This is a genomic window from Azospirillum sp. Sh1, assembly GCF_008365135.1.
GTDB lineage: Bacteria > Pseudomonadota > Alphaproteobacteria > Azospirillales > Azospirillaceae > Azospirillum > Azospirillum oryzae.
In genome coordinates this window covers 213,306-235,448 of sequence record NZ_VTTK01000006.1, presented here as the reverse complement: position 1 = coordinate 235,448, position 22,143 = coordinate 213,306, and the positions used below count along the sequence as shown (strand labels likewise).

The 22,143-nt window shown below is 71.2% G+C and carries 7 protein-coding genes, 2 pseudogenes and 1 other annotated feature (1 of these 10 cut by a window edge); of the genes and pseudogenes, 3 read left to right on the top strand and 6 right to left on the bottom strand.

All coding sequences use genetic code 11. The features are described 5' to 3' along the window. Window positions 1-48: 48 nt before the first annotated feature. Both FZ029_RS09105 and FZ029_RS09100 read right to left on the bottom strand, forming a co-directional pair. Window positions 49-1,512, bottom strand: coding sequence for an HlyD family type I secretion periplasmic adaptor subunit (locus FZ029_RS09105; RefSeq protein WP_149268966.1), 1,464 nt, complete (start codon window positions 1,510-1,512; stop codon window positions 49-51). Continuing rightward, complete coding sequence (locus FZ029_RS09100) at window positions 1,499-3,619, bottom strand: type I secretion system permease/ATPase (RefSeq protein ID WP_282184133.1); 2,121 nt, start codon at window positions 3,617-3,619, stop codon at window positions 1,499-1,501. The genes FZ029_RS09105 and FZ029_RS09100 overlap by 14 nt, the downstream gene beginning before the upstream one ends. A 383-nt stretch (window positions 3,620-4,002) precedes the next feature. Between FZ029_RS09100 and FZ029_RS09095 the strand changes: the two are divergent. The 3 genes and pseudogenes from FZ029_RS09095 to FZ029_RS09085 all read left to right on the top strand — a co-directional run. Next, window positions 4,003-4,752 (top strand): annotated as a pseudogene (locus tag FZ029_RS09095) (IS3 family transposase); the annotation flags it as partial. Continuing rightward, window positions 4,288-4,406, top strand: a sequence feature (AL1L pseudoknot). It overlaps the preceding pseudogene by 119 nt. A 455-nt stretch (window positions 4,753-5,207) precedes the next feature. Then, window positions 5,208-6,176, top strand: a complete 969-nt coding sequence (locus tag FZ029_RS09090; RefSeq protein ID WP_149268964.1) for an IS5 family transposase — start codon at window positions 5,208-5,210, stop codon at window positions 6,174-6,176. 197 nt (window positions 6,177-6,373) lie between these two features. After that, window positions 6,374-6,634: pseudogene (locus tag FZ029_RS09085) on the top strand (integrase core domain-containing protein); the annotation flags it as partial. An 18-nt stretch (window positions 6,635-6,652) separates the two neighbouring features. On the opposite strand, the gene FZ029_RS09080 reads toward FZ029_RS09085, so the two are convergent. The 4 genes from FZ029_RS09080 to FZ029_RS09065 form a co-directional block, all read right to left on the bottom strand. Next, the gene (locus FZ029_RS09080) at window positions 6,653-8,104 is read right to left on the bottom strand and encodes a nucleotide disphospho-sugar-binding domain-containing protein (RefSeq protein WP_149268963.1); all 1,452 of its coding nucleotides are present in this window, start codon (window positions 8,102-8,104) and stop codon (window positions 6,653-6,655) included. A 171-nt stretch (window positions 8,105-8,275) separates the two neighbouring features. Beyond that, on the bottom strand, window positions 8,276-9,556 hold the full coding sequence (locus FZ029_RS09075; protein ID WP_149268962.1) for a glycosyltransferase: 1,281 nt from the start codon (window positions 9,554-9,556) through the stop codon (window positions 8,276-8,278). Continuing rightward, window positions 9,553-16,860: a non-ribosomal peptide synthetase gene (locus tag FZ029_RS09070; protein ID WP_149268961.1), complete on the bottom strand. Its 7,308-nt coding sequence runs from the start codon at window positions 16,858-16,860 to the stop codon at window positions 9,553-9,555. Before FZ029_RS09070 ends, FZ029_RS09075 begins: the two co-directional genes overlap by 4 nt. Continuing rightward, window positions 16,857-22,143, bottom strand: partial view of a non-ribosomal peptide synthetase/type I polyketide synthase gene (locus tag FZ029_RS09065; RefSeq protein ID WP_149268960.1) — the 3' portion only. The gene runs 4,049 nt beyond the window's last position; 5,287 of the gene's 9,336 nt are visible here — the last part of the coding sequence; its start codon lies off the right edge, out of view; the stop codon is at window positions 16,857-16,859. Before FZ029_RS09065 ends, FZ029_RS09070 begins: the two co-directional genes overlap by 4 nt.

Here is a 22,143-nt window from a genome sequence, read left to right as displayed (position 1 = left end):
TGTTCCGGGCCTTGCGGCTGTGGGGGCGGGACAGGAAAGGTTCGGGATTCAGCGCTCGCGCATCGCCTCGTGGACGTGGGCGAGCACCGGGGAGAGGAGGTAATCGAGGATGCGGCGGCGGCCGGTCTTCACCTCCGCCGTCACCGCCATGCCGGCGGCGAGCGCGATGACCTCGCCGGTCTCGCCACGGATGGCGGTGCGCTCCAGCGCGATGCGCGCCGAGAATTTCGGGCCGTCGCGGTCGGCTGCCGCGACAGGTTCGGCCGCCCCGGTGCGCGCCGCCGCTCCGTCCGGCGGCAGGATCACGTCGTGCGAAACCGACAGGACCGTGCCCGGCAGCAGCCCGTAGCGGGTGAAGGGAAAGGCATCGACCTTGATCTCCGCCGGCATGCCGGGATGGAGAAAGCCGATGTCCTTGTTTTCCACCTGCACCTCGACGATCAGGGTGCGGCTGGCGGGCACGATCACCATCAGCGGCTCCGCCGCCGTGACCACCCCACCGACCGTGTGGACGGCGAGCTGCTGGACCACGCCGCCGACCGGCGCGGTCAGAAGCTGGCGCTCCCGCCGCCGCGCCGCCTTGGTCAGTTCCTGGCGCAAGGCGGCGGCGCGCTTTTCGGCATCGGCGAGGTCGGCCATCGCCTTGCCGTCGAACTCCGCCGTCACCCGCCGCCGTTCGTCCGCCAGACCCTTCAGGGCCGCCTCGGCCTCGGCCTCGCGGTTCTTCGCGGCGACCGCGCCATATTCGACCTCGGCAAGCTCCTTCTCCAGCTCCAGCAGGTCGAAGCGCGGGCTGTAGCCGCGCTGGGACAGGTTCCGCTTGGCCTGCACCTGCTCACGGATCAGCGGCAGGGTGGCGCCCAGCCGCGCCTTCTCCGCGGCCAGCGCGGCGATCTCCGCCCGGCGCTGGCGCTCCTGGCTGCCGATGGCGTCGAGCGCGGCATCGCGGGCCGTCAGCTGGTTGGCGAGGATCGATCGCTGGAGCGTCACCAGGGCGGCGTCGGCACCCGACGGCGGGTCGAAGCCGCGCCGGCCGGCCAGCGCCGCGCGCAGGCGGGTGGCCTCGGTCTCCGCTACCGCCAGTTCCCATTCGGCACGGCCGGCGTCGGCGGCACTGTCCGTAGGGTCGAGTTCCAGCAGGACCGCCCCCTGCTCCACCTGCTGCCCTTCGGTGACGCGGATGGCGCGGACGATGCCCGGCTCCAGCGTCTGCACCAGCTTGTTGCGGTCGCTGGGGATGATGCGCCCGCGGGTGACCGCGGTGATGTCGATGTGGCCGATCCAGGCCCAGGCGATGGCGATGAGAGCAAAGGCGACGATCAGCAGCGACACCGCCCTGGCGAACGGCGAAGGCGGCGTGTCCATCGCCTCCAGCGCCGCCGGCAGGAATTCCAGCTCATGCCCGCGGCGCGGTCGGGGCCGCGCCAGTGTGGAAGGCGGTGCGGATGGCGGCGGAGGCGCTGCGGGAGCGGGAGCCGGCGCCGGCTCGGTTGCGGTTTCAAGCGATGCCATGGCCGACCTCCGCCTGTCCGCCCGCCTGCATCCGCCACAGCGCCGCATAGCGCCCGCCGAGCCGGATCAGCTCGTCATGGGTGCCCTCCTCGGCGATCCGCCCCTCCTCCACCGCGACGATGCGGTCGCAGCCGCGCACGGTGGACAGGCGGTGGGCGACGATCAGCACGGTGCGGTTGGCGCAGATGCGGCGCATGTTGGCCTGGATCGCCGCCTCGCTCTCGACGTCGAGTGCGCTGGTCGCCTCGTCGAAGATCAGGATGCGGGGATCGGTGGCGAGCGCGCGGGCGATGGCGATGCGCTGTCGCTGTCCGCCCGACAGGCTGGCGCCGCGCTCGCCGATCACCGTGTCGTAGCCTTCCGGCAGGCCCAGGATGAAGCGGTCCGCCCCGGCCAGCCGCGCCGCCTCGACGATCCGCTCCATCGGCATGCCGGGATCGGCCAGCGCGATGTTGTCGCGGATCGAGCGGTTGAACAGCACATTCTCCTGCAGGACCACCCCGATCTGCCGCCGCAGCCAGGCGACATCCACCAGCGACAGATCCACATCGTCGATCAGCACCCGGCCCGATTCCGGGACATAGAGCCGCTGCACGAGCTTGGTCAGCGTGCTCTTCCCCGATCCCGACGAGCCGACGATGCCGACGGTCTCGCCCGCCTCCACCGTCAGGTCGATGCCCTGGAGCGTGGGGGAGGCATCGGGACGGTAGCGGAAGCCGACCCGGTCCAGGCGGATGCGGCCGCGGATGGCCGGCAGCGGCAGCCGGCCGGGCTTCGCCGCCGGTTCGGGAATGGTGTTGAGGATGTCGGCCAGCCGTTCGACGGAGACGCGCGCCTGCTGGAAGTCGTTCCACAGCTGGGCCAGCCGCAGCACCGGCGACGACACCCGGCCCGCCAGCATGTTCACCGCCACCAGCGCCCCGACGGTCAGCGCGCCGTCGATCACCTCCTGCGCGCCGACATAGAGCAGGGCCGCCATGGTCAGCTTGGCCACCAGCTGGACGCCCTGGCCGGCAACCACCCCCAGGCTGGACGCGCGGAAGGCGGCGCCGACATAGGCGGCCAGCTTCTCCTCCCAATGGCGGCGCATCTCCGGTTCCACCGCCATCGCCTTCAGCGTCTCGATGCCGGAGATGCTTTCGACCAGGAAGGACTGGTTCTCCGCGCCCAGGGCGAATTTCGCCTCCAGCCGCCGGCGCAGGACCGGGGTCACGGCCAGGCTGATCGCGGCATAGACCGGCAGCGAGGCCAGGACGATGCCGGTCAGCGCCGGGCTGTACCACCACATCACCGCCAGGAAGACGATGGTGAAGACCAGATCGATGACCAGCGTCAGCGCCGATCCGGTCAGGAAATCGCGGATGCGGTCCAGTTCGCGCACCCGCGCCACGTTGTCGCCGACCCGGCGCGCCTGGAAATAGGGCAGCGGCAGCGCCAGCAGATGGTCGAACAGCCGCGCGCCCAGCGTCACGTCGACCCGGCTGGTGGTGTGCGAGAACAGATAGCTGCGCAACCCGCCCAGCACCGTCTCGAACAGCGACACCACCACCAGCCCGATGGTCAGGATGTCCAGCGTGGTCAGGCTACGGTGGGCCAGTACCTTGTCGACGACGACCTGGAAGAACAGCGGACTGATCAGCCCGAACACCTGCAACATGAAGGAGGCGAGCAGGATCTCCGAGAACAGGTGCCGGTATTTCAGCAGGGCCGGCACGAACCAGCCGATGCCGAAGCGCACCTGAGCCAGATCCAGGCTGGCGCGGCGCGCCATCAGCACCAATTCGCCCGACCATGCCGGTTCGACCATTGCGCGTGGGAGCGCTAGCGGCTTCGATTCCAGGGGGTCCTGGATCAGCGCGCGGTCACCGTCGATCTTGGCGATGATGAAGTAACGGCCGTCGCGCCGCCTGGCGATCGCCGGCAGCGGGGTAGAGGCCAACCGTTCCCAGCGGGTGGCGACGGATCGCGCCTTCAGGCCGAATCTCTTCGCCGCGCGCAGGATGTCAAGCGTCTCCATCGCCCGACCGCGGGCAGCTTGGTCATGACGGAGCTGCTCCGGATCGGCGGGATGGCCCATGAGGCGCAGCATGAAGGTCAGGCATGACAATCCGGTATCCACAATCGCACTATCTTCCACCAGACGTGGCATGCCTCGTTTCCTGGTTCTCATCTCGAGACCATGCTTGCGTCAGCGAACGTGCTGCTCACGGAAGACAGCCGATTAGGCTGCCGCCCCGCCACGCGGCGAACCGTAGCGTGCATGATGCCAATAGGTAGCCATATTACGCGAGTTATAGATATTTTCCACTACCTTAGTAACCGAGGAGGCTCCCAAGAATCAACAAATTTGCGTTTGTATTTCGCTTCAACTTTGCGCATTTTGGGACGCTTGTCCTGTCATGCGCGGGCGTCGCAATACCGTCGGCGAGAGGCTGCTTGAACCGCGCCGGGTTTGTCGGAGGCTCCATTTCTTGAGAAGATGGAGTCATCATGACGAAGCAGAGATCAGCGAAATACGCCCCTGAAGTCGGCGAGCGCGCGGTTCGGATGGTGTTCGAGCATGAGGGGGATCACGCCTCGCAGTGGGCGGCGATCGGCTCGAACGCGTCCAAGATCGGCTGCACGGCGGAGACGCTGCGGGGCTGGGTCCGGCAGGCCGAGCGCGACCAGGGCAAGCGGCCCGGCCCGACAACGGACGAGTTGGAGCGGATCAAGGCGCTGGAGCGCGAGGTCCGGGAACTGCGTCAGGCGAACGAGATCCTTGCGTAAGGCATCGGCGTATTTCGCCCAGGCGGAGCTCGACGGCCCGTTTCGGAAATGATCGCCTTCATCGACGCACACCGCGCCGTCCACGGGGTCGAGCCGATCTTACCGAGGCGCTGCCGATCGCCCCGTCCACCTACTACGTCCATGCCGCCCGGACGGCCGATCCGGCCAAGGCGCCGGCCCGCTCGCGAAGCGACGCGGAGCTGAGTTTGGCTATCCGGCCGGTCTGGAATGAGAACTTCCAGGTCTACGGGGTGAGGAAAGTCTGGCGGCAGTTGCGGCGGGAGAGCGTCGACGTGGCGCGCTGCACGGTGGCCCGGCTGATGAAGCAGATGGGCCTGAGGGGGGGCGACGCGTGGCAAGGCGGTGCGCACCACGATCAGCGACCGGGCGGCGGCGTGCCCTGCTGACCGGGTGAACCGTCAGTTCCAGGCGCCGCGTCCGAACGCCTTGTGGTTGGCCGATTTCACGTACGGTGCGCCTCGACCCGGATGGTCCGGGGTGCGTGTGTCTGGAATGCTGAAGAGAAAGGAGGAACTGAACGAACGCCTTGCCCTCTGCTGTGAGGGGGCATGAGCCCAAGCGGCGGTGACCTGCCGTCAACTGGCAGGGTGACGTAGCCCGCCGGAAAAGGGGGTTGAGGCGAAGCCGTTACGCCAAGATAGTCCCCGAGGCTGAAGTGCTGGAAGGTTGAGGAACACGAACCGGTTAAACCGCATCCGAGGGCTGAAATGTCGCCTTCGCCTACACGGCTTAACAGGCGGAATGCTGATGTCGCCGCCGAACACGTATGTCGGCGGCGTCCGAACTCAGGCGCAGACGTAAGGCGCCTTGAGGGGACCTTGTTGCATCGAGGCTGCCCGTTGCCGAACTGGGGATGAGGGCGTAGAAAGAAATATTCCCCCTCATTCCGCGCTCTGTTCCGCCCCATGCCGTTCAAAGCCAACGCGTCGCGTCGTCATCACATCCCGAAGCAGCGGCATCGGATTCGCAATTGGGCGGAGTATGACGCGGGGCTTCGGGCGCGTGGCAGCCTGACGGTCTGGTTCACGCCCGAGGCCGTCGCGCGCTGGCGGGCGGAAACGCGGGCCACGCCGGGTGGGCGGCGCACCTACTCGGATCTGGCGATCACGACCGCCCTGACCGTGCGCGCCCTGTTCCGGCTGCCGTTGCGCCAGACCAAAGGTCTGGTCGGCTCCATCCTTCACCTGCTCGGTGTGGACCTGGCCGTTCCCGATCATTCGACCCTCAGCCGGCGCGCCAAGGTCGTGCGGTTGCCGGTCGTGCCACGCTCCTCGACCGGAGCCATCGAACTGCTGGTCGACAGCACGGGCGTCAAGCTGTGCGGGCCGGGCGAGTGGCTGGTCGAAAAGCATGGAACCCAGCGCCGACGCGCATGGAGGAAGCTGCACGTCGGGCTTGAGGCCGTCAGCGGGCGAATCGTGGCGGCGACTCTGACCGACCACAATATCGATGACGGTTCGCAAGTCGCCCCTTTGCTGGATCAGATCGAGGAGCCCCTTGCCGCGTTCGTGGCCGATGGTGCTTACCACCAGACTGGCGTGACCGCAGCCGTAGCGGAGCACACACCAGACGCCGTGGTGATCGTGCCGCCCCGGTCCACGGCGGTGCCGAGCGCAACCGCTGAAACCAATCCAACACAGCGCGATCAGCACCTGCAGGCCATCGCCGAGCACGGACGCATGGCGTGGCGGAAAGCCTCCCGGTACAACGTTCGCGCGCTGGTCGAGACGTCCTTCAGCCGCTGGAAACGAGTCATCGGCGACGGCTTGCGCTTCCGCACCGATGATCGGCGGACCACCGAGATCGCCATCGCGGTTCGGATCCTGAACCGCATGTTCGATCTCGAACGCCCGGACTGCGTCCGCGTCGCGTAACCAGGACGCCGGGGAAGGGCTTCTTGCCACCGGATTTGCCTCGCCGCAACAAAGTTCCATCGCGATGGAAGCGTGCGGATCAAGCCTATGGACTACCGGTACGAGCTCTCCTCTCCTGACGTGATCGATAAAAATGCGGGCCGCCCGATCAATAAAAACGTGTTGTCGCACTTCAGCTTGATTCCGCCGGCACAACGGTCTTGACCAAGGCCGGCATTCAGGTGTCGACGGTTGGGCGCGGGCGGTGGATGGACAACGTCTTCATCGAACGCCTGTGGCGATCGATGAAGTACGAATGCGTCTACCTCCACGCCTTCAAAACCGGCAGCCAGGCCAGGACCGGGATCGGCCGCTGGATCGATTACTACAACGCCGACCGCCCGCACTCGGTGCTCGGCGGCAGAACCCCGATAGAGGCCTACCAGGGCACACCGGACCGGGTCGGATTGGCGTCATGACACGAACCTGAACCAAGCTTATCCGACTGTCAGGGAAACGGGGGCCACCTCAGGTTCGAGGAAGCGGGCGGCGATGAGGCCGAGGGGCTTGAAGCGGACCATGGCACGGGCCAGCGACAGGATTTCCAGATCCTTGGCCGAGAAAGCCTTGGGGATCGGGGCCGGCATTGGCAACTCGGCCCCGCACCGGCCTTCCTCCGGCGTCGCCCCCATCTCCGGAGCGGTTCCGGATTCCAGAACGGCACGGGCCAAGGTCAGGATGGGCCCGAGGGCATCGGTGGTGGCGATCTTATGCTTCCAGGCGGTACAGCGCGCCTCAATGGCGGGATCGGAGGCCACGGCGGCCATCACCTCCGCCAGCGCGGATGCCGGCGTGTCGTAGGGATGCACCGATGCGCCGACGCCGTTCCGAACCACCTGCCAATTGGTAAAGGCCTGATCGCAGCAGACAGGCTCCACCAGCATCGCCCGCCCATGCCTGAGGCAGCGTCCGATCGTGCCGATGCCGCCGTGATGGATCACCATCCGGCAGGATTCGAACAGCCGGTCGTGGGAAATGAAATCGACGAAATGCAGATCGTCGGAATCCGCCAGTTCCGGAGGAAGCATGTCCGGGCCGAACCCGGCCCAGCCGCGCTGGACCAGCAGCGGCCAGCCCAAGCTCCGGGCTGCTTCCACATGGCGGCGCAGGAAGCGTGCGGGATTGGAGACGATCATGCTTCCCATGGTCAGCACCGCCGGCCGCCGGGCCAGAAAGGCCGAAAGCGCGGCATCGTCCCCATCCGGGAGCGCCCCGGCGTTCCGGCCCTTTCCCGGATCGTCGTAGAACCAGAAACCGCTGGTGATCGTCTTGGTCGAATATTCCGCATCGGGCCGGCAGAACTCCGCGGGTGCCGCGTAAATGGCCTTGTCATTGCCGATCAGACGGAAACCCGGACGCGAGACGACATCGTGCAGACCTTCGCCTGCCGCCCACTCCGCGAAGCTCTTGAAGACCGGCAGGGTCATCATTTCGTCCCGGATCAACCGGTCGAAGCGGCTCAGGCTTTCGGCCAGATGTTCAGCGGATTCGAACGCATCGACGCCAAGCTCATCGACCAGTCGCCGGGCGGCCGAAGCCGCCGTCAGGTCATGCCCGGCCAGCGCCGCCTCGGCCAGACGGGTCAGCAAGGGGGGACCCGGCCGCCAGTCCGACATCGGCGAAAGGGCGACCGAGATCCGTGGCAGGTTCAGTTTGGCCGCAACCAGGCGGGTGCACAGGTCGATGCTGGTGTCGATCAGAAGATCGGCGCCCCGGCACGCGGCGACGAGCCTGTCGAACACCTGCTTGAAGGGAGCGACCGAATCGATGCTCCATTCCTTGATGCAGCCCGTGGTCCAATAATCCAGCCCATCGGCCGTGTCGCGGTGGCGCGCCTTGGCGCTCTTTCCGTCCCGGCACACCAGCGCGAATCCAGCCGCGTCGGCCATTTCCCGCACGTCTTCCGAATAGACCAGGGTGATATGGCACCCCAATTTCTGTAAGGCAATTCCCAAGGGAAACATCGGAAGGACGTCGCCACTGGAGCCGACGCAGACAATGACAACTTTCTTCAAGACTTCCTCCGACCGAACACCGTATCCGCAAAGACAATTCTGCAATTATTCATCATCGCCAGCCCCTCTTCCGCGCGCCGCGACCTCTTCAATCAGTCGGGCCGCGCGCAGGGCGCCCTGTTCGCCGGCCATCCGCCGGGCAAGTCCCTCGGCTTGGCCGCGCAAGGCCGGGAGCGCGTCCAGCCCCTGCCGCAGTCGCTTGGCGCTCAGTTCGCGCAACGGGACCGGCGGTGGCGCCACCCCGATCTCGTGCAGGCGCCGCGCCCAGAAGAATCCGTCGCCCACGGTGGGAACGGCCAGCCCGGGCACGCCCGATCGCGCAACCGCCCCCGTGGTGCCACCGCCGGCATGGTGAATGATCCCCGACAGCCGGGGGAACAGCCAGTCGTGCGGGCAATGGGCGCCGCGCAGCACCGTGGATGGAAGATCGCCGCCGCCAAGACCGCCCCAGCCTTCGGCCAGGATCGCCCGCCGGCCGTCCAGCGCGTCGAGCACGGTGCGGGTGACGGCCGCCGGGTCGTAATCGGCGAAGCTGCCCAGCCCGACATAGACCGGCGGGGGGCCGTCCGCCAGGAATGCGGCCAGTTCGGACGGTGGCTGGTAATCGGCCGGCGGCAGGGTCCAATAGCCGGTGACGTCGATCCACCCGCCCCAATCCGGCGGCGGCGGCAGGATTTCCGGGCTGAAGCCGTAGAGCAGCGGCACCCGCCGGCGGTTGGCGTCGCGCAGCATGCCCCTCAAAGGCACCGGCGGCAGCCCCAGCGCATCCCGCCGCCACGTGTTGAGCGGCACGCGGTAGGGCTGCGACAGGATCTGCTCGGTCGCCAGATGATTGAAAAGGTTACCGATCCCACCGGCGAAGGGCCGGTCCCGCCGCGCCAGAACGCTGGCGAAACGCCGGGTCGGCGTGACCGGGGTGAAGAACGCCTGCACTTCGGGAATGCCCATGGCGGCGGCGATACTGCCGCCCATCAGCGATGTCAGGCCATAGACCAGGATGTCGGCATCGCGAGACCCCTCCACCGCGCTGTCGAGCAGCGGCCTCGCCCGCGCCGCCGCTTCCCGCGCCTGACGGCGCAGCCCGTTCAGATAGGCCAGCGGGCGGGTTCCCGCCTTGGCCAGCCGGGTCGCCGCTTCCGACCGCATGGGCCGGGTGGCGTCGCCGGGCAGCACATGATGGATCACCCCGGTGCCGGCGAACAGCGGGGCGAAGTTGCCGTAGGTCGCCAGCATCGCCGTATGGCCGCGCTGCGCCAGCACCCGACCCAAGGCGAGGAACGGCATCACGTCGCCGACGGTGCCGATGCTGATCATCGTCACCCTCATGGCGCGGCCTCCACCACCGGGCCGCCGCCGGCCAGAAGCGCCGCCAGGACCCGGCCCAGCGCGTCGGCGTGGTCCCCGGTCATCAGCGAGATGTGATCGCCGGACACCCGGCGGTTTTCCAGCCGGCAACCGGGGAACAGCGCGGCCCAGCCCCCCATATTCTCGCCGCCATCCCCCGCCGCCGTGCTCTGCTCGGCCCACAGGACGACCACCCGTGGCAGGGCCAAGGGGGCCGGCTGCCAGCGCGCCAAGGCGGTCAGGCTGCTTTTGTAGAGAGCGGCCATCGCCTCGGCCAGACCGGCGTCGGAGCCGGGCGGCAGGACCCCCGCCTCTTCCAGGGCGGTGGTGAATCGTTCCAGACGCCGGGACGGCGGCAGGGCGGCCAGGGCGGCGGCGGTCACGGTGATGGGCCGGTTAAAATAGCGGGCCGCGGCCTCGGCGATGTCCGCCAGCAGCATGCAATCGTCTCCAGGGTCGGTTAGGGCCGGGCCGGTGCCCGGCGCCGGCAGGTCGATCAGCACCAGCAGGGCGGGCGGGCATCCGGCATCGGCCAGCCGGCGGGCCGCTTCCACCGCGACCGCCGCACCGAAGGAATGCCCGATCAGAGAAACAGGGCCGGCGGACGTCGCCTCGGCCCGCAGCCGGTCGGCCAGGGCCGCCCCCGCCGCCGCCACGTCGTCGAAGGCCCCGCGCCCCGCCGGCAAGGCGAAGCCGAGCATCCGATGGCCGGGAACCGCCGAGGCCACCCGGCGATAGGCCATGGGATTGCCGGCGGCGCCGGGCACCATCACCACGGCCGGGCCGGCGCCCCGGTTCAGCGGCACCAGCGACGGACGAACGGCGCCCCCCCATTGCCGACTCCCGATGGCGGCCGCGATGCCCGCCACCGTGGGCGCCGCCAGAAACTCGTCCAGCCCGATGAGCCAGCCGAAGCGGTCCTTCAGCGTCGTCAGCAGCGACAGCACCAGCAGCGAATGGCCGCCCATGTCGAAGAAGGACTCCTCCCGCCCCACCGGCCGGCCGAACAGGCCACGGCAGACCGCCGCCACCTCCGTCTCCACCGGGCCGACCGGGGCGTCCGTCACCGTTCCCGGCTCCGCCTCCGCAAAATCGGCCTCCATGGAGACCGGCTGCCACGGCATGGCGAGGGCGGGCAGCGACGCCGCGTCGGGATCGGCCAGCGTCGCCAGCACCGTCTCCAGCGCGTCCAGAACACCCGCCGCCGAGACCGGTCCGCAGCGGCGGCGGTCGTGGACCAGATGCAGCCGCAGCCCCTCCCCGTCCGGAATCACCATCAGCACCAGCGCATTGCGGGTGCGGGCACCCCGCCCGGCCACATCGACGATGCGCAGCGAGTCCTCGCCGTCCGCGGACGGGGCGAGGCTGTCCTGCGGGTAGTTCTCGAACACCAGCAGCGTGTCGTAGAGGACGGCGACGCCCGCCCAATGCTGGATCAGCCCGGCGGGCACATGGCCGTGCCGCCGCACCTCCTCATGATCGAGTTGCAGCCGGGCCAGCCACGCCCCCAGCGGCTCGCTGCCCTCCGGCAGCCGGACCCGGAACGGCAGGGTGTCGATGAACAATCCGGCGGTTCCGGCCAGATCGGGGCGCTCCAACGGGCGGCCGGCGACGGTGGTGCCGAACACCGGGTCGGGCACGCCGGTCAGGGCGGCAACAACCGTGGCCCAGCCCCCCTGGAACAGGGTGTTGAGCGCTACCCCATGCCGCCGCGCCGCCTCCCGCAGCCGCCGGGAAAGATCGGCGTCGAGGGTACGAAGCAGATCGCCGTGGCTTTCCCCCACCTCCGTCCGGTCGTCGGCGGGGCGCACCGGCCGGGGCCGGAAGCCGCCCAGCGCGTCCCGCCAGAACCGTTCCGCCTCCTCCACGCCCCGCTGGCCCAGCCACGCGACGTAATCGGTGTAGGGCGGCGGCGGGGCCCGCAATTGCGGCTCCCGCCCCCGCGCCAGCGCGCCATAGGCCAGGGCCACGTCGCGCAGCACCAGGGCCACGCTCCACCCGTCCAGCAGCAGATGATGGAAGGTCCACACCAGCCGGGTCAGGCCGTCGTCGCCGGTCAGCAGGCTCAGCCGGAACACGCCGGGCCGCTCCGGGTCCAGGGGCATCGAACGGTCAGCGGCCAGGGCGGCGGCGATGTCGGGCAGCGGCAGCGGTTCGGGCCGTACGGCGATGGCGATGTCCGGCGGCTGGTCCAGCACCGCCTGCACCGGCTGCGCCAGACCGCGCCACAGGAAAGCCGTCCGCAAAACCGGATGCCGGGCCGCCGCCGCGCGCCACGCGTCACGCAGCGCCGCCACGTCGGCCCGCCCCGTCAGGGTGAAGGCCATCTGCTCCAGATGCAGCCCCCCGCCCGGAGTCATCAGGCTTTCCATCAGCATCCCGCGCTGCTGGTGGGACAGGGGCGCCAGGGCGACGATCCGCCGGGCCGCGCAACGCCCGTGCGCATCGGGCCCGATGGCCGTCAGAACCGCCGCCAGCCCCTCGCCGTCCAGCCCGGTGGCGGGCACATCCTCGGGGACCAGACCACCCGCCGTGGGATCGGCCGCATGGGCCAGCAGCCGGCGCAGGGCGTCGGCCACCCACTGGGCCAGTGCCCGCGCATCCCCGTCGGGCGTGTGGTCCGGGCTGAAGCGCAGGTGGATGGCCAGCCGCCCGCCGGTGACGGCGGCCACCAGTTCGAAGGGGTGGCTGCGCTCCGCCCCGGACGCGTAGGGTTTCCCCACCGGCCCATCGACCGGCACCAGCGGAAGGCCGTCGCCGTAGCCGGCGTCCAGTTGGCCCAGGTAATTCACCGCCACAAGGCCACGCCCCACGGCGGCGGCGCGGCGGCGCACCGCCGGGTCCGGGGAAAGATGGCGCAGAATCCCCCATCCCGACCCGTCGCCCGGCACCCGCCGCAGCCGGCGCTTCACCTCCAGCAGCAGGGCGTCCGGATCGCCGGGGCGCCGGTCCAGGCGCAGGGGCACCAGGGCGGTCAGCCAGCCCACCAGCCCGCCGGCGAAGCCGCCCAGCGCTTCGCGCCCGTGCCGTTCGAGGTCGATCCGGAGGCTGTCGCGGCCGAAGAAGGCGCCGAAACCATCGGCAACCGCCGAAACCAGCAGGCTGGTCGGTTCGGTGTGATAGGCGGCCGGAGCATCGGTCAGGAATGCCCGCGTTTCGTCCACGTCCAGGGTCACCGACACCGTGACGGCCGCCGCCTCGTCCAGCACCGCACCGGCCGGAAAACCAGCAATCGCGGCGTCGCCGTCCACCGCCTCGTCCCAGACGGGAAGTTCCGTCTCCCGCCGCTCCGCCGACTGTGCCAGCGCCGTCACCCAGGCGCGCCAGGACGGGGACGGGGGCAGTCGCCGCGCCGCCGCCGGGTTGGCGCAGAAGCCGCCAAGCTCCCCGATCAGCAGATGCCACGACACCACATCGACGACCAGATGGTGAGCGGTCAGCAGCAGCAGCGGCGGCGCGCCGACGCGCTCCACCCAGGCGCCGGCCAGCAGCGGGCCACGGTCGAGGTCGAGCGTGGTTTGCAGCGCATCCGCGATGGCCGTCAGCGCCGCCTCCCTTTCACCCTCTTCCTCCGGCAGCCGGTGGACGGGCAGGAGGGGGGCCGGGCCGGGCGCGTCGATGCGCGCCGACCACAGGCCGCCGTCATCCCGGCGGAACCGCTGGCGCAGCCCGTCATGGCGGCGGATCAGCCAGTCCAGCCCCTCCGCCACCCGTTCCCGCGTGGCCTGCCTCACCTCCAGCAACACCGGCATGTTCCAATGGTCCGGACGGACGAGCCGGCGGCCCAGCAGATCGGCCTGCATCGGCGCCAGCGCCGGCAGGGGGCCATCCGCTGGCACCGCTTCCGCCGCGCCGCCATCGGCGGAGCCCTGCCGCTGGAGAACGGCGGCCAAGGCCGCCGCCCGTTGATGGACCAGGATGTCGCGGATGCTGACCTGCCAGCCCCGACGGCCCAGGGCGGCGACGGTCCTGATGGCCAGGATGCTGTCGCCGCCCAGTTGGAAGAAATTGTCGGCGGGGCCGATGCGGTCGGTTCCCAGCACCTCCCGCCAGACGGTGAGGACGGCGGACAGGCGCTCGCTCCCCACGGCCTCGATCCCGGCGTCTTCGGTCGCATCCTCGCCATCCGGCGACGTCGGATGGGCCGGCGGCGGCAGGCGGGCATGCTCCACCTTGCCGTTGCGGTTCAGCGGCAGCGCCGGCAGCAGGGTGATGGCGTCCGGCACCATGTAATCGGGCAAACGCCCCGCCAAGGCCCGGCGCAAGGCGGCGCGGTCGACGGCGGCGCCGTCGCGGGGGGTGACATAGGCTGCCAGCCTCTTGACGCCTGGGCCGGAGCCGGACGGCTCCCCTTCGACCAGGATGACGGCGGCTTGGCCGACCATGCCGGTCGCCAGCAGCGCATCCTCGATCTCCCGAGGTTCGATGCGGAAGCCGCGCAGCTTCACCTGCCGGTCGATCCGGCCGAGGAAATCCAGGGTTCCATCCTCCCGCCAGCGCACCAGATCCCCGGTACGGTATCGGCTGCGATCCGGCCGGCACGGGTCGGGCAGGAAACGTTCGGCCGTCAGGTCCGGGCGGCCGACATAGCCGCGCGCCACCCCGTCGCCGCCGACCACCAGTTCACCCGGCACGCCCACCGGCTCGGGCCGGCCATCGGGGCCGACGACCTCCACGCGGGTGTTGGCGATGGGACGCCCGATGGGGACGCGCGGCGGAACGCTGCCGCCCGCCGGCATGGCGTGCAGACAGGTGAAGGTGGTGCATTCCGTCGGGCCGTAGCCGTTGACGACGAGGCCGCCGTGGTTGCCCAGCGCCGCCATGCGGTCCAACACCGTCCGCACCGGGCCGGGGTGAAGCACGTCGCCGCCGGCATAGAGCCGGCGCAGCCGCGCCAGCGCGTCGGGGATCTCCTCCACCAGCCGGTGGAACAGCCCGGCGGTGAACCATGCCGTGCTGACGCGGTGGCGGTCCAGCAGCGCGGCGATCTCCGACGCGTCCAGTGCGTCCGGCGACGCCATCACCAGCCGCCGCCCGGTGAGCAGCGCCCCCCAGATCTCGAACGTCGCGGCGTCGAACGCCACCGATGCGAACTGGAGCATCCCGCCATCGGGATCGGGGTCGAGAATCAACCCGGCCACCAGACGCAGGATGTTCCTGTGGGTGACCTCCACCCCCTTGGGACCGCCGGTGGTTCCCGACGTGAACATCACGTAGGCCAGGGCGTCCGCATCGGGAAGGGCGAGAGCCGCGTCCGGAACCTCCGCATCCCCCGGCCCCTCCTGTGGGCTGAGGACGGGCAGACCGCCGGGCAGCATGGCGCGGACGGGGTCATCGGTCGTCGCCGTCATCACCGCCGCCGCCGCGCCACACTCGTCCAGCATGGCGGAAAGGCGCGGATCGGGCCGGGCGGTATCCACCGGCAGATAGGCGGCACCGGCCCGCAGCACCCCCAGCAGCGCCACCGGAAGGTCCAGTCCGCGCGGCACCGCCACCGCCACCACAGTGCCGGGCCGCACCCCGGCCGTCGCCAGCCGCCGCGCCAGCCGGGCCGAGCGGCGGTCCAACGCGCCATAGGTGAGAACCGGCGCGGCGTCGCCCGCCGTCCTGGTCTCCACGGCCGCCGCCTCCACCGCCACGGCCTCCGGCCGGGCGGCGGCGATCGCGGCGAAGGCTGCGGGCACGCTGTCCGCCACCAGGGACACGGACGGGCCGTGCCAGCCGGCCAGCAGACGCTTTTCATCCTCGCCGCTCAGGTCAAGGCGGGCCACCGGCCGTTCCGCCGCCACCAGGAGCGCGGCGGCCCGCTGGAACTGGGTCAGGAAACGGGCCATGGCCCCGGCGTCGAACAGATCGGTGCAGTATTCCAGTTCCAGCCCGATGGAGCCGTCCGGACGCTCCTCGGCGGCCAGGAACAGGTCGGCCTTGCAGGTGCCGTTGCTCAGCGGCTCAAGCTCCAGCACCGCCCCGTCGAGGTCGAGCCGGTCGGTCAGTGCGCTCTGCAACGCGAAAAGCACCTGACACACCGGCTGGTAACGGGCGTCCCGCCGGTGGTCCAGCGCATCGGCGACCCGTTCGAACGGGGCGTCCTGATGGGCCAGCCCGGCCAGCGTCGCGGCCTTGACCCGCTGGAGCAGCTCCGCCCCGCCGGGATCGCCCGACAGGTCGAGCCGCAGCGGCACCGTGTTGACGAACAGCCCGGCCACCCCATGCAGTTCCGGCCTCTGCCGGCCGGCGACCGGGGTGCCGATGACCAGATCCTCGGATCGGGCATAGCGTCCGACGATGACGGCGAAGGCCGACAGCAGGGTCATGAAGAGCGTGGCCTGCCCGTCCCTGGCCCAGCCGCGCAGAGCTTCCACGGCAGCCGCCGGCAGGACGGCCCGGCAAAGCGCTCCACGGGACGACTGCACCGCCGGGCGCGGCCCGATGGTCGGCAGTTCCAGGAGTTCCGGCGCCCCGCGCAGCCGCTCCACCTGGGCTGCCACATGGCGTTCCAGCGCCGCCATCCGTTCGGGGTCGCGCTGCCAGCGGGCGAAATCGCCATAGGTCACGGCGGCGGCGGGCAGTTCCGCCGCCACGCCCGTCCGCCGTGCGCGGTACAGCGCCGACAGCTCGCGCAGAAGAAGGGAGACCGTCCAGCCGTCCGACACCGCATGATGCTGCGCCAGCCCGAACAGGTGGCGATCCGGGCCGACGCGGACCAGCACTGCGCGAGCCAGCGGCGGCCGGTCGAGTGCGAAGCGGGTCGAGGCCAGCCGCGCCAACTCCGCCCGCCCCGCCGCCCAGGGGTCGGGCGCGTCGGAATGGTCCAGATGCTCCAGCGGAAACCCGCCATTCTCCGCCAGGAACTGCTCCGGTTCGCCGTCGTTCGTGCGGATGCCCGTGCGCAGGGCCGGATGACGGGTGGCGAGCTCGTCCAGGCTGCGCGCCAGCGCCCCGGCGTCCAGCGGGCCGGTGATCCGCACCGCCCCCGCGATGGTATAGGCCGGACCTTGGTCGAACTGCTCCACGATCCACAGCCGGCGCTGGGCCAGCGACAGCGGCCAGGGCCCGCCGTCGCCGCCGGCGGGAACCGGACGATCCCCGGCGCCGCCCAACAGGGCGATCAGCTCGGCGCGGTGGGCGGCGATCCCCGCCCGGCGGCGGTCGTCGAGCGCGCCGCGCGGCGCCTTGAAACACAGCCGCCCCTCCTCCACCCACAGCCGGATGCCGACACCGCGCAGATCGTCCAGAAGATCGGAGAGAGTCGGGCCGGAAAGGGTCTGGCCGGACAAGGTCATCATAGCTCGCCTTCTTCCTCGTCGTCATCGCCGCTGCCGGGCGTCGCGGGACCGTTCAACGTCCAGCGCAGGGTTTCGATATGGCGCGCGATCCCGGCGGGGGTCCGCGCACCCAGAATGGCCTCCAGGCTCAAGGGAACGCCGGCCAGACCGCGCAGCCGGGCCAGCATCCGCACCGCCGCCAGGCTGTGGCCGCCGACCGCGAAGAAATCGTCGTCGGGGCCGATCGCCGGCACGCCCAGCAGGTCGGACCAAATGGCGGCGATGGCCTGCTCCAGCGCCCCGCCCTCCACCGCCGGCCCCGCCGGGGGCGCTTGCTCCGGCGGCACCGCATCGACCCAGGCGGCGATGCGGGGGCCGAGCGGGGATGCGGCGGCGGCCACCCGGCCTTCCAGTTCCCCGGCGACGACGGCGTCCAGCAACCGGCCCGCCGCCGACGCGGACAGGCCCGGCGCCCGATCCTGTTCCCGGTCCGACATTCCTTCCGCCGCTTCCGGTAGCCAGCCGTCCCAGGCGATGCTGGTCCAGCGCGCTCCGCTCCGCCGGCTTTGGCGCAGGGTCTCGGCGTCCAGCCCCAGACAGACCGCCGCATAGGCGGACAGCCCGAGACCGCCGAGAATCCCGGCGACGGACGAACACAGAATCCAGCGGCCCGGAGCATGGCCGAGGGTGTCGAACGCCGCCGTCAGGGCGGACAGCCCGTCCAGCTTGGGCGCGGCGATCCGGGCCAGGGCGTCTTCATCCACCCCGGCCAGCGGCACATGGACGGCTTCGGGGGCGAGACCGGCGGCATGGATCACCAGATCGACGGTGCCGAAGCGTTCCAGCGCCGCCCCGGCCAGCCGGCGGGCGTCGGCGGGATCGGCCAGGTCGGTAGCGACGGCCAGCACCTCGGTCCGCGCCGCCAGCCCGGCCAGAACATCCTCCCGCCCGGCGGCACCGGATCGCCCGGCCAGGACCAGCCGCGCGCCCCAGGCGGAGGCCGCATGGCCGGCGATGGCGCGGCCAACCCGCCCGAACCCGCCGGTGATCAGCACCACGGGCGGTCGCGGCCAGACGGGGGCGGCCCCCGCCGGCCCTTTCCAAGGGGTCCAGTCCTGACGCCAGAGCTGGCCGTGGCGCAGGGCGACCGCGCCGCGCCCGCCCATGCCGGCGGCGCAGGCCAGCAGCATTCCATTCCCGTCCGGTCCCAGCAGGGGAGCCTCCGCTGGCAGGTCGAGGGTGGTGACGGACAGGCCCGGCACCTCCTGCCCGCAGACCAGGGCGATCCCCCGCAAGGGCAAGGCCCCGTCCAGGGGCTCGTCGCCCAACACGTCCTCGGCCCCCAGGGTCAGCACCGACAGGGCCGGCAGCGCCCCGCCCCGCCCCGCCAGGGCGCGGACGGTTTCCAGGACAAGCCCGGCATCGCCGGCACCGGAGTTTCCGGCTACGACGACGACGCGGTCGAGCGGCTCCGCCGGATCGGCAAGGACCACCCCGGCGGCGCGGGCGGCATCGGCCAGGGCATCCGCCACGGCCCCTTCCCCCCGGATCGCCCAGCGCTGGCCTGACAGCCCATCAGGCAGGCGCGGCGGCCCGACGCGGTCCCAGCGGGGGCGGTAGAGCGCCGCGTCCCCCATGGGCGACACCATCGGCGACACCGCCGGGGAAAGGGCGGGCACGCCGGCCGCCCCCGTCCCGGCCTCCAGCCAATGGCGGCGCCGGTCCAGGGGATGGGTCGGCAACGCCACCTTGCGGGGCCGTTCCGGGGCATGGAACGCTTCCCAATCCAGTTCGACCCCGGCCAGCCACAGCCGGCCCGCCGCCCCGGTCAGATGCTCCAGGGGAGACGTGTTTTCCAGCGGACCGGGAAGCGATGAGACGCCGGACAGTCCGGGCGGGCAATCGGGATGGCTGCGGACCAGGGAAATCAGGGTCCGCCCCGGTCCCGTTTCCACCAGACAACGCCTCGGCCCCCGCACCAGATGCCGGGCCACGTCGCCGAAGCGGACGGGCTGGAGAAGCTGGGTGCGCCAATAGGCGGGATCGGCCATGGCGTCACCGGCCACGGGTGCGCCGGTCAGGCTCGACAGAAGTGGATACCGCGCGGTCCCCCGAGGCACCCCCTGCACCGCGCGGGCGAAGGCGTCGGCCGCCGGCTCCATCATCGCGGAGTGGAAGGCGTGGGAGGTGTAGAGGCCGTGATTGGGAACGCCGTCCCGCGCGAGACGGTCGCGCAGGAGGTCGATCCCCCTCACCGGCCCGGCGGCGACGGTGCTGCCGGGACCGTTGAAGGCGGCGATGGACACCCCATCGGGCAACAGCGGCTCCAGCTGATCCGGGTCCAGCTCCACCGCCAGCATGGCGCCGGGGGGCATCGCCTGCATGAGCTGGCCGCGAATTTGGGCCAGCCGGATGGCATCCTCGGGAGTGAGGATCCCCGCCACGGCGGCGGCGGCCAGTTCGCCCACGCTGTGCCCGGCCAGAAGGTCGGGCCGGACGCCCCAGGCCATCCATTGTTCGGCCAGGGCGATGCCGGTAGCCACCAGGGCCGGCTGGGCCAGATCGGTGCGGCGCAAGGCCGAACCCTCCTCGTCCCCATCCTGCCGGGAACCGGGCTGGAGGATCAGGTTGCGGAGGGTTTCCGCCGTCCGGTGGTCGAGGGCGGCGAGGCACCGTTCGATGACGGCGGCGAAGACGGGCGCGCCCGGCCCTATCCCCCCGGCCATGCCCGGAAACTGTGCGCCCTGTCCGGGAAACAGGAAGGCGACGCCGGGGGCCGAAGTGCCGGCTTCCGCCGTCCGATCCGGTCCCGCCGCAGGGCGGCGCAGGGCGGCGGCGGCGGCGGCGCGGCTGTCGGCGACCACGATCCGCCGGTGGGCATGGGTCCGCCGCCCGGTTTGCAGGGTATAGGCGGCGTCGGCCAGGATTCCCTCGCCCTCCGCCGCGTCAAGATGGTCCGCCAGTTGGCTGGACAGGGACTCCAGCGTCGCCGGGGTCCGGGCCGACAGGGTGAAAAGCTGGACGGGCCGGGTGGACGGCAATGGAGACGGTAGCGGCGGCGCCTCCCCGAGCACCACATGGGCGTTCGTCCCGCCGATGCCGAAGGAACTGACGCCCGCCAGTCGCGGCCCGGCGGCGGACCAGTCCTGACGTTGCGCCGACACCCGGAACGGGCCGCCGTCGAGCCGCAGAGCGGGATCGGCGGCGGTGAAGTGAAGCGTCGGCGGAATGACGCCGTGGCGGACAGCCAGCGCCGCCTTGATCAGGCCGGCGATACCGGCGGCGGCGTCCATATGCCCGACCCCGGTCTTGAGCGCGCCCAGCACGCAGGCGCCGGGCTGGGGCCATTCCACTTCCGGCCCACGGTGGAAGGCCTGGGTGAGCGCGCCGATCTCCACCAGATCGCCCAGCCGGGTGCCGGTTCCATGGGTTTCCACATAGCCGATGGCGGCCGGGGACACGCCGGCGGCCTGCTGGGCGGCGGCGATGACCGCCGCCTGGCCGTCCACCCCCGGCGCGGTGAATCCGACCTTGGCCGCACCGTCGTTGTTGACGGCGCTGCCACGGATGACGGCCAGGATCGGATCGCGGTCGGCCAGGGCCTCGGACAGCCGCTTTAGAACCACCACCCCAGCACCGCCCGCCGGCACCGTGCCGTTGGCCCCGGCGTCGAAGGCCCGGCACCGTCCATCGGGAGAGGTGATCCCGCCCTCCTGATAGGGATAGCCGTCCGCCTCGGGCAGAGGGAGGGAGGCGCCGCCGGCCAGGGCGAGGGCGACTTCCCCCCGCTTCAACGCCTGACACGCCATGTGGACCGCCACCAGCGACGAGGAGCAGGCGGTCTGCACCGCCATGGCCGGGCCGGTCAGCCCCAGCTTGTAGGCGATGCGGCTGGCGGCGTAATCCTTATCGCTGCCGATCATCGCCTGGAAAGCTCCGGCGAAATCGCCGCCCCAAGCATCTCCCTGGGCATCTCCCTGGGCATCTCCCTGGGCATCGCCCAAGACATTCCCACGGGCCATCATGCGCGACAGGCCATAGGCGGGCATCCCGGTCCCGACGAAGACCCCCGCCGGTCCGCACAGGCGCCGTGCGTCCTGCCCGGCCCGTTCCATCGCCTCCAGCGCACATTCCAGCAGCAGGCGATGCTGCGGGTCGGTGGCGGCGGCCTCGGCGGGAGACATGTCGAAATGGGCGGCGTCGAACAGGTCGATGCCGTCCGGCAGGGCGGTGGCCCGCACATGGCCCGGCCGGTCCGGCGGGCACAGGGGCTCCTGCCGGCGGATCGCCTCATGCCCGGCGCACAGGTTGTCCCAGAATGCCTCCACGCTGCCGGCGCCGGGGAAGCGCCCGGCCATGCCGATGATCGCGACCGCCCCATCCTCCGCCGCCGCCGGCCCCGTGTCCGCCACCGGGATGTTCGGCGCAGCCACCGGCCCGGCATCGCTGCCGGGGTGGGCGCTGCCGGGACGGGCGTCGAGCATCGCCGCGAGCGTCGCGATGCTCGGGTTGCGGAACAGGTCGATGATGCGCAGGGTGGGGAAATCCGGCTCCAGCCGGGCATGGGCCTGGACCAGCAGCAGCGACGTGCCACCGATCTCGAAGAAATTGTCGGTGGCCCCGACCTCGGCCCGCCCCAGCAACTGGCGCCAGACGGCGGCGATGCGCGCCTCGGTCCCTTCGCCGGGGGGGACGTGCTGGGCCGGACGGTTCGGTTCGGGTTCGGGCAGGGCGGCCCGGTCGATCTTGCCGTTGCGCGACAGCGGCAGCGCCGGCAGCACCGTGAAGGTGGCCGGCACCATGGCTGCCGGCACCCGTTGCGCCAGCGCCCGGCGCAGGGCCGCGACCTGAAGGGCCGCCCCCTCCTCGGCGGCCACATAGGCGGCCAGGGATGGCGGAAGGCCGGTTCCCTTGCCGCCGGCCAGGATGCAGACCGCCGCGCGCACGCCGGGCTGCGCCAGAAGCACCGCCTCGATCTCGCCCGGCTCGATGCGCTGGCCGAACAGCTTGATCTGGAAATCCACGCGCCCCAGGAACTCGATGGAGCCGTCCTCCAGATACCGGCCAAGGTCACCGGTCCGGTAAAGCCGCCCGCCGGGGACGGAGGGATCGGGCAGGAAGCGCTCCGCCGTCAGATCGGGCCGCCCCACATAGCCCTGGGCCACCTGAACGCCGCCAATGACGATTTCGCCCGGCACCCGAATGGGACAGGGGTTGCCGCGACGGTCGAGGATGTGGATGCGCGTGTTGGGCACGGCGTGGCCGATGGGCGGCATCCGCCCCCCGCCCGGCGGACGGCAGTCA

What these genes read in the sequence shown, in the direction of transcription:
- FZ029_RS09070 (WP_149268961.1), bottom strand. Translation starts at nt 16,860, where the DNA reads ATGATGACCTTGTCCGGCCAGACCCTTTCCGGCCCGACTCTCTCCGAT.
- FZ029_RS09105 (WP_149268966.1), bottom strand. Translation starts at nt 1,512, where the DNA reads ATGGCATCGCTTGAAACCGCAACCGAGCCGGCGCCGGCTCCCGCTCCC.
- FZ029_RS09075 (WP_149268962.1), bottom strand. Translation starts at nt 9,556, where the DNA reads ATGAGGGTGACGATGATCAGCATCGGCACCGTCGGCGACGTGATGCCG.
- FZ029_RS09080 (WP_149268963.1), bottom strand. Translation starts at nt 8,104, where the DNA reads ATGGCCGACGCGGCTGGATTCGCGCTGGTGTGCCGGGACGGAAAGAGC.
- FZ029_RS09090 (WP_149268964.1), top strand. Translation starts at nt 5,208, where the DNA reads ATGCCGTTCAAAGCCAACGCGTCGCGTCGTCATCACATCCCGAAGCAG.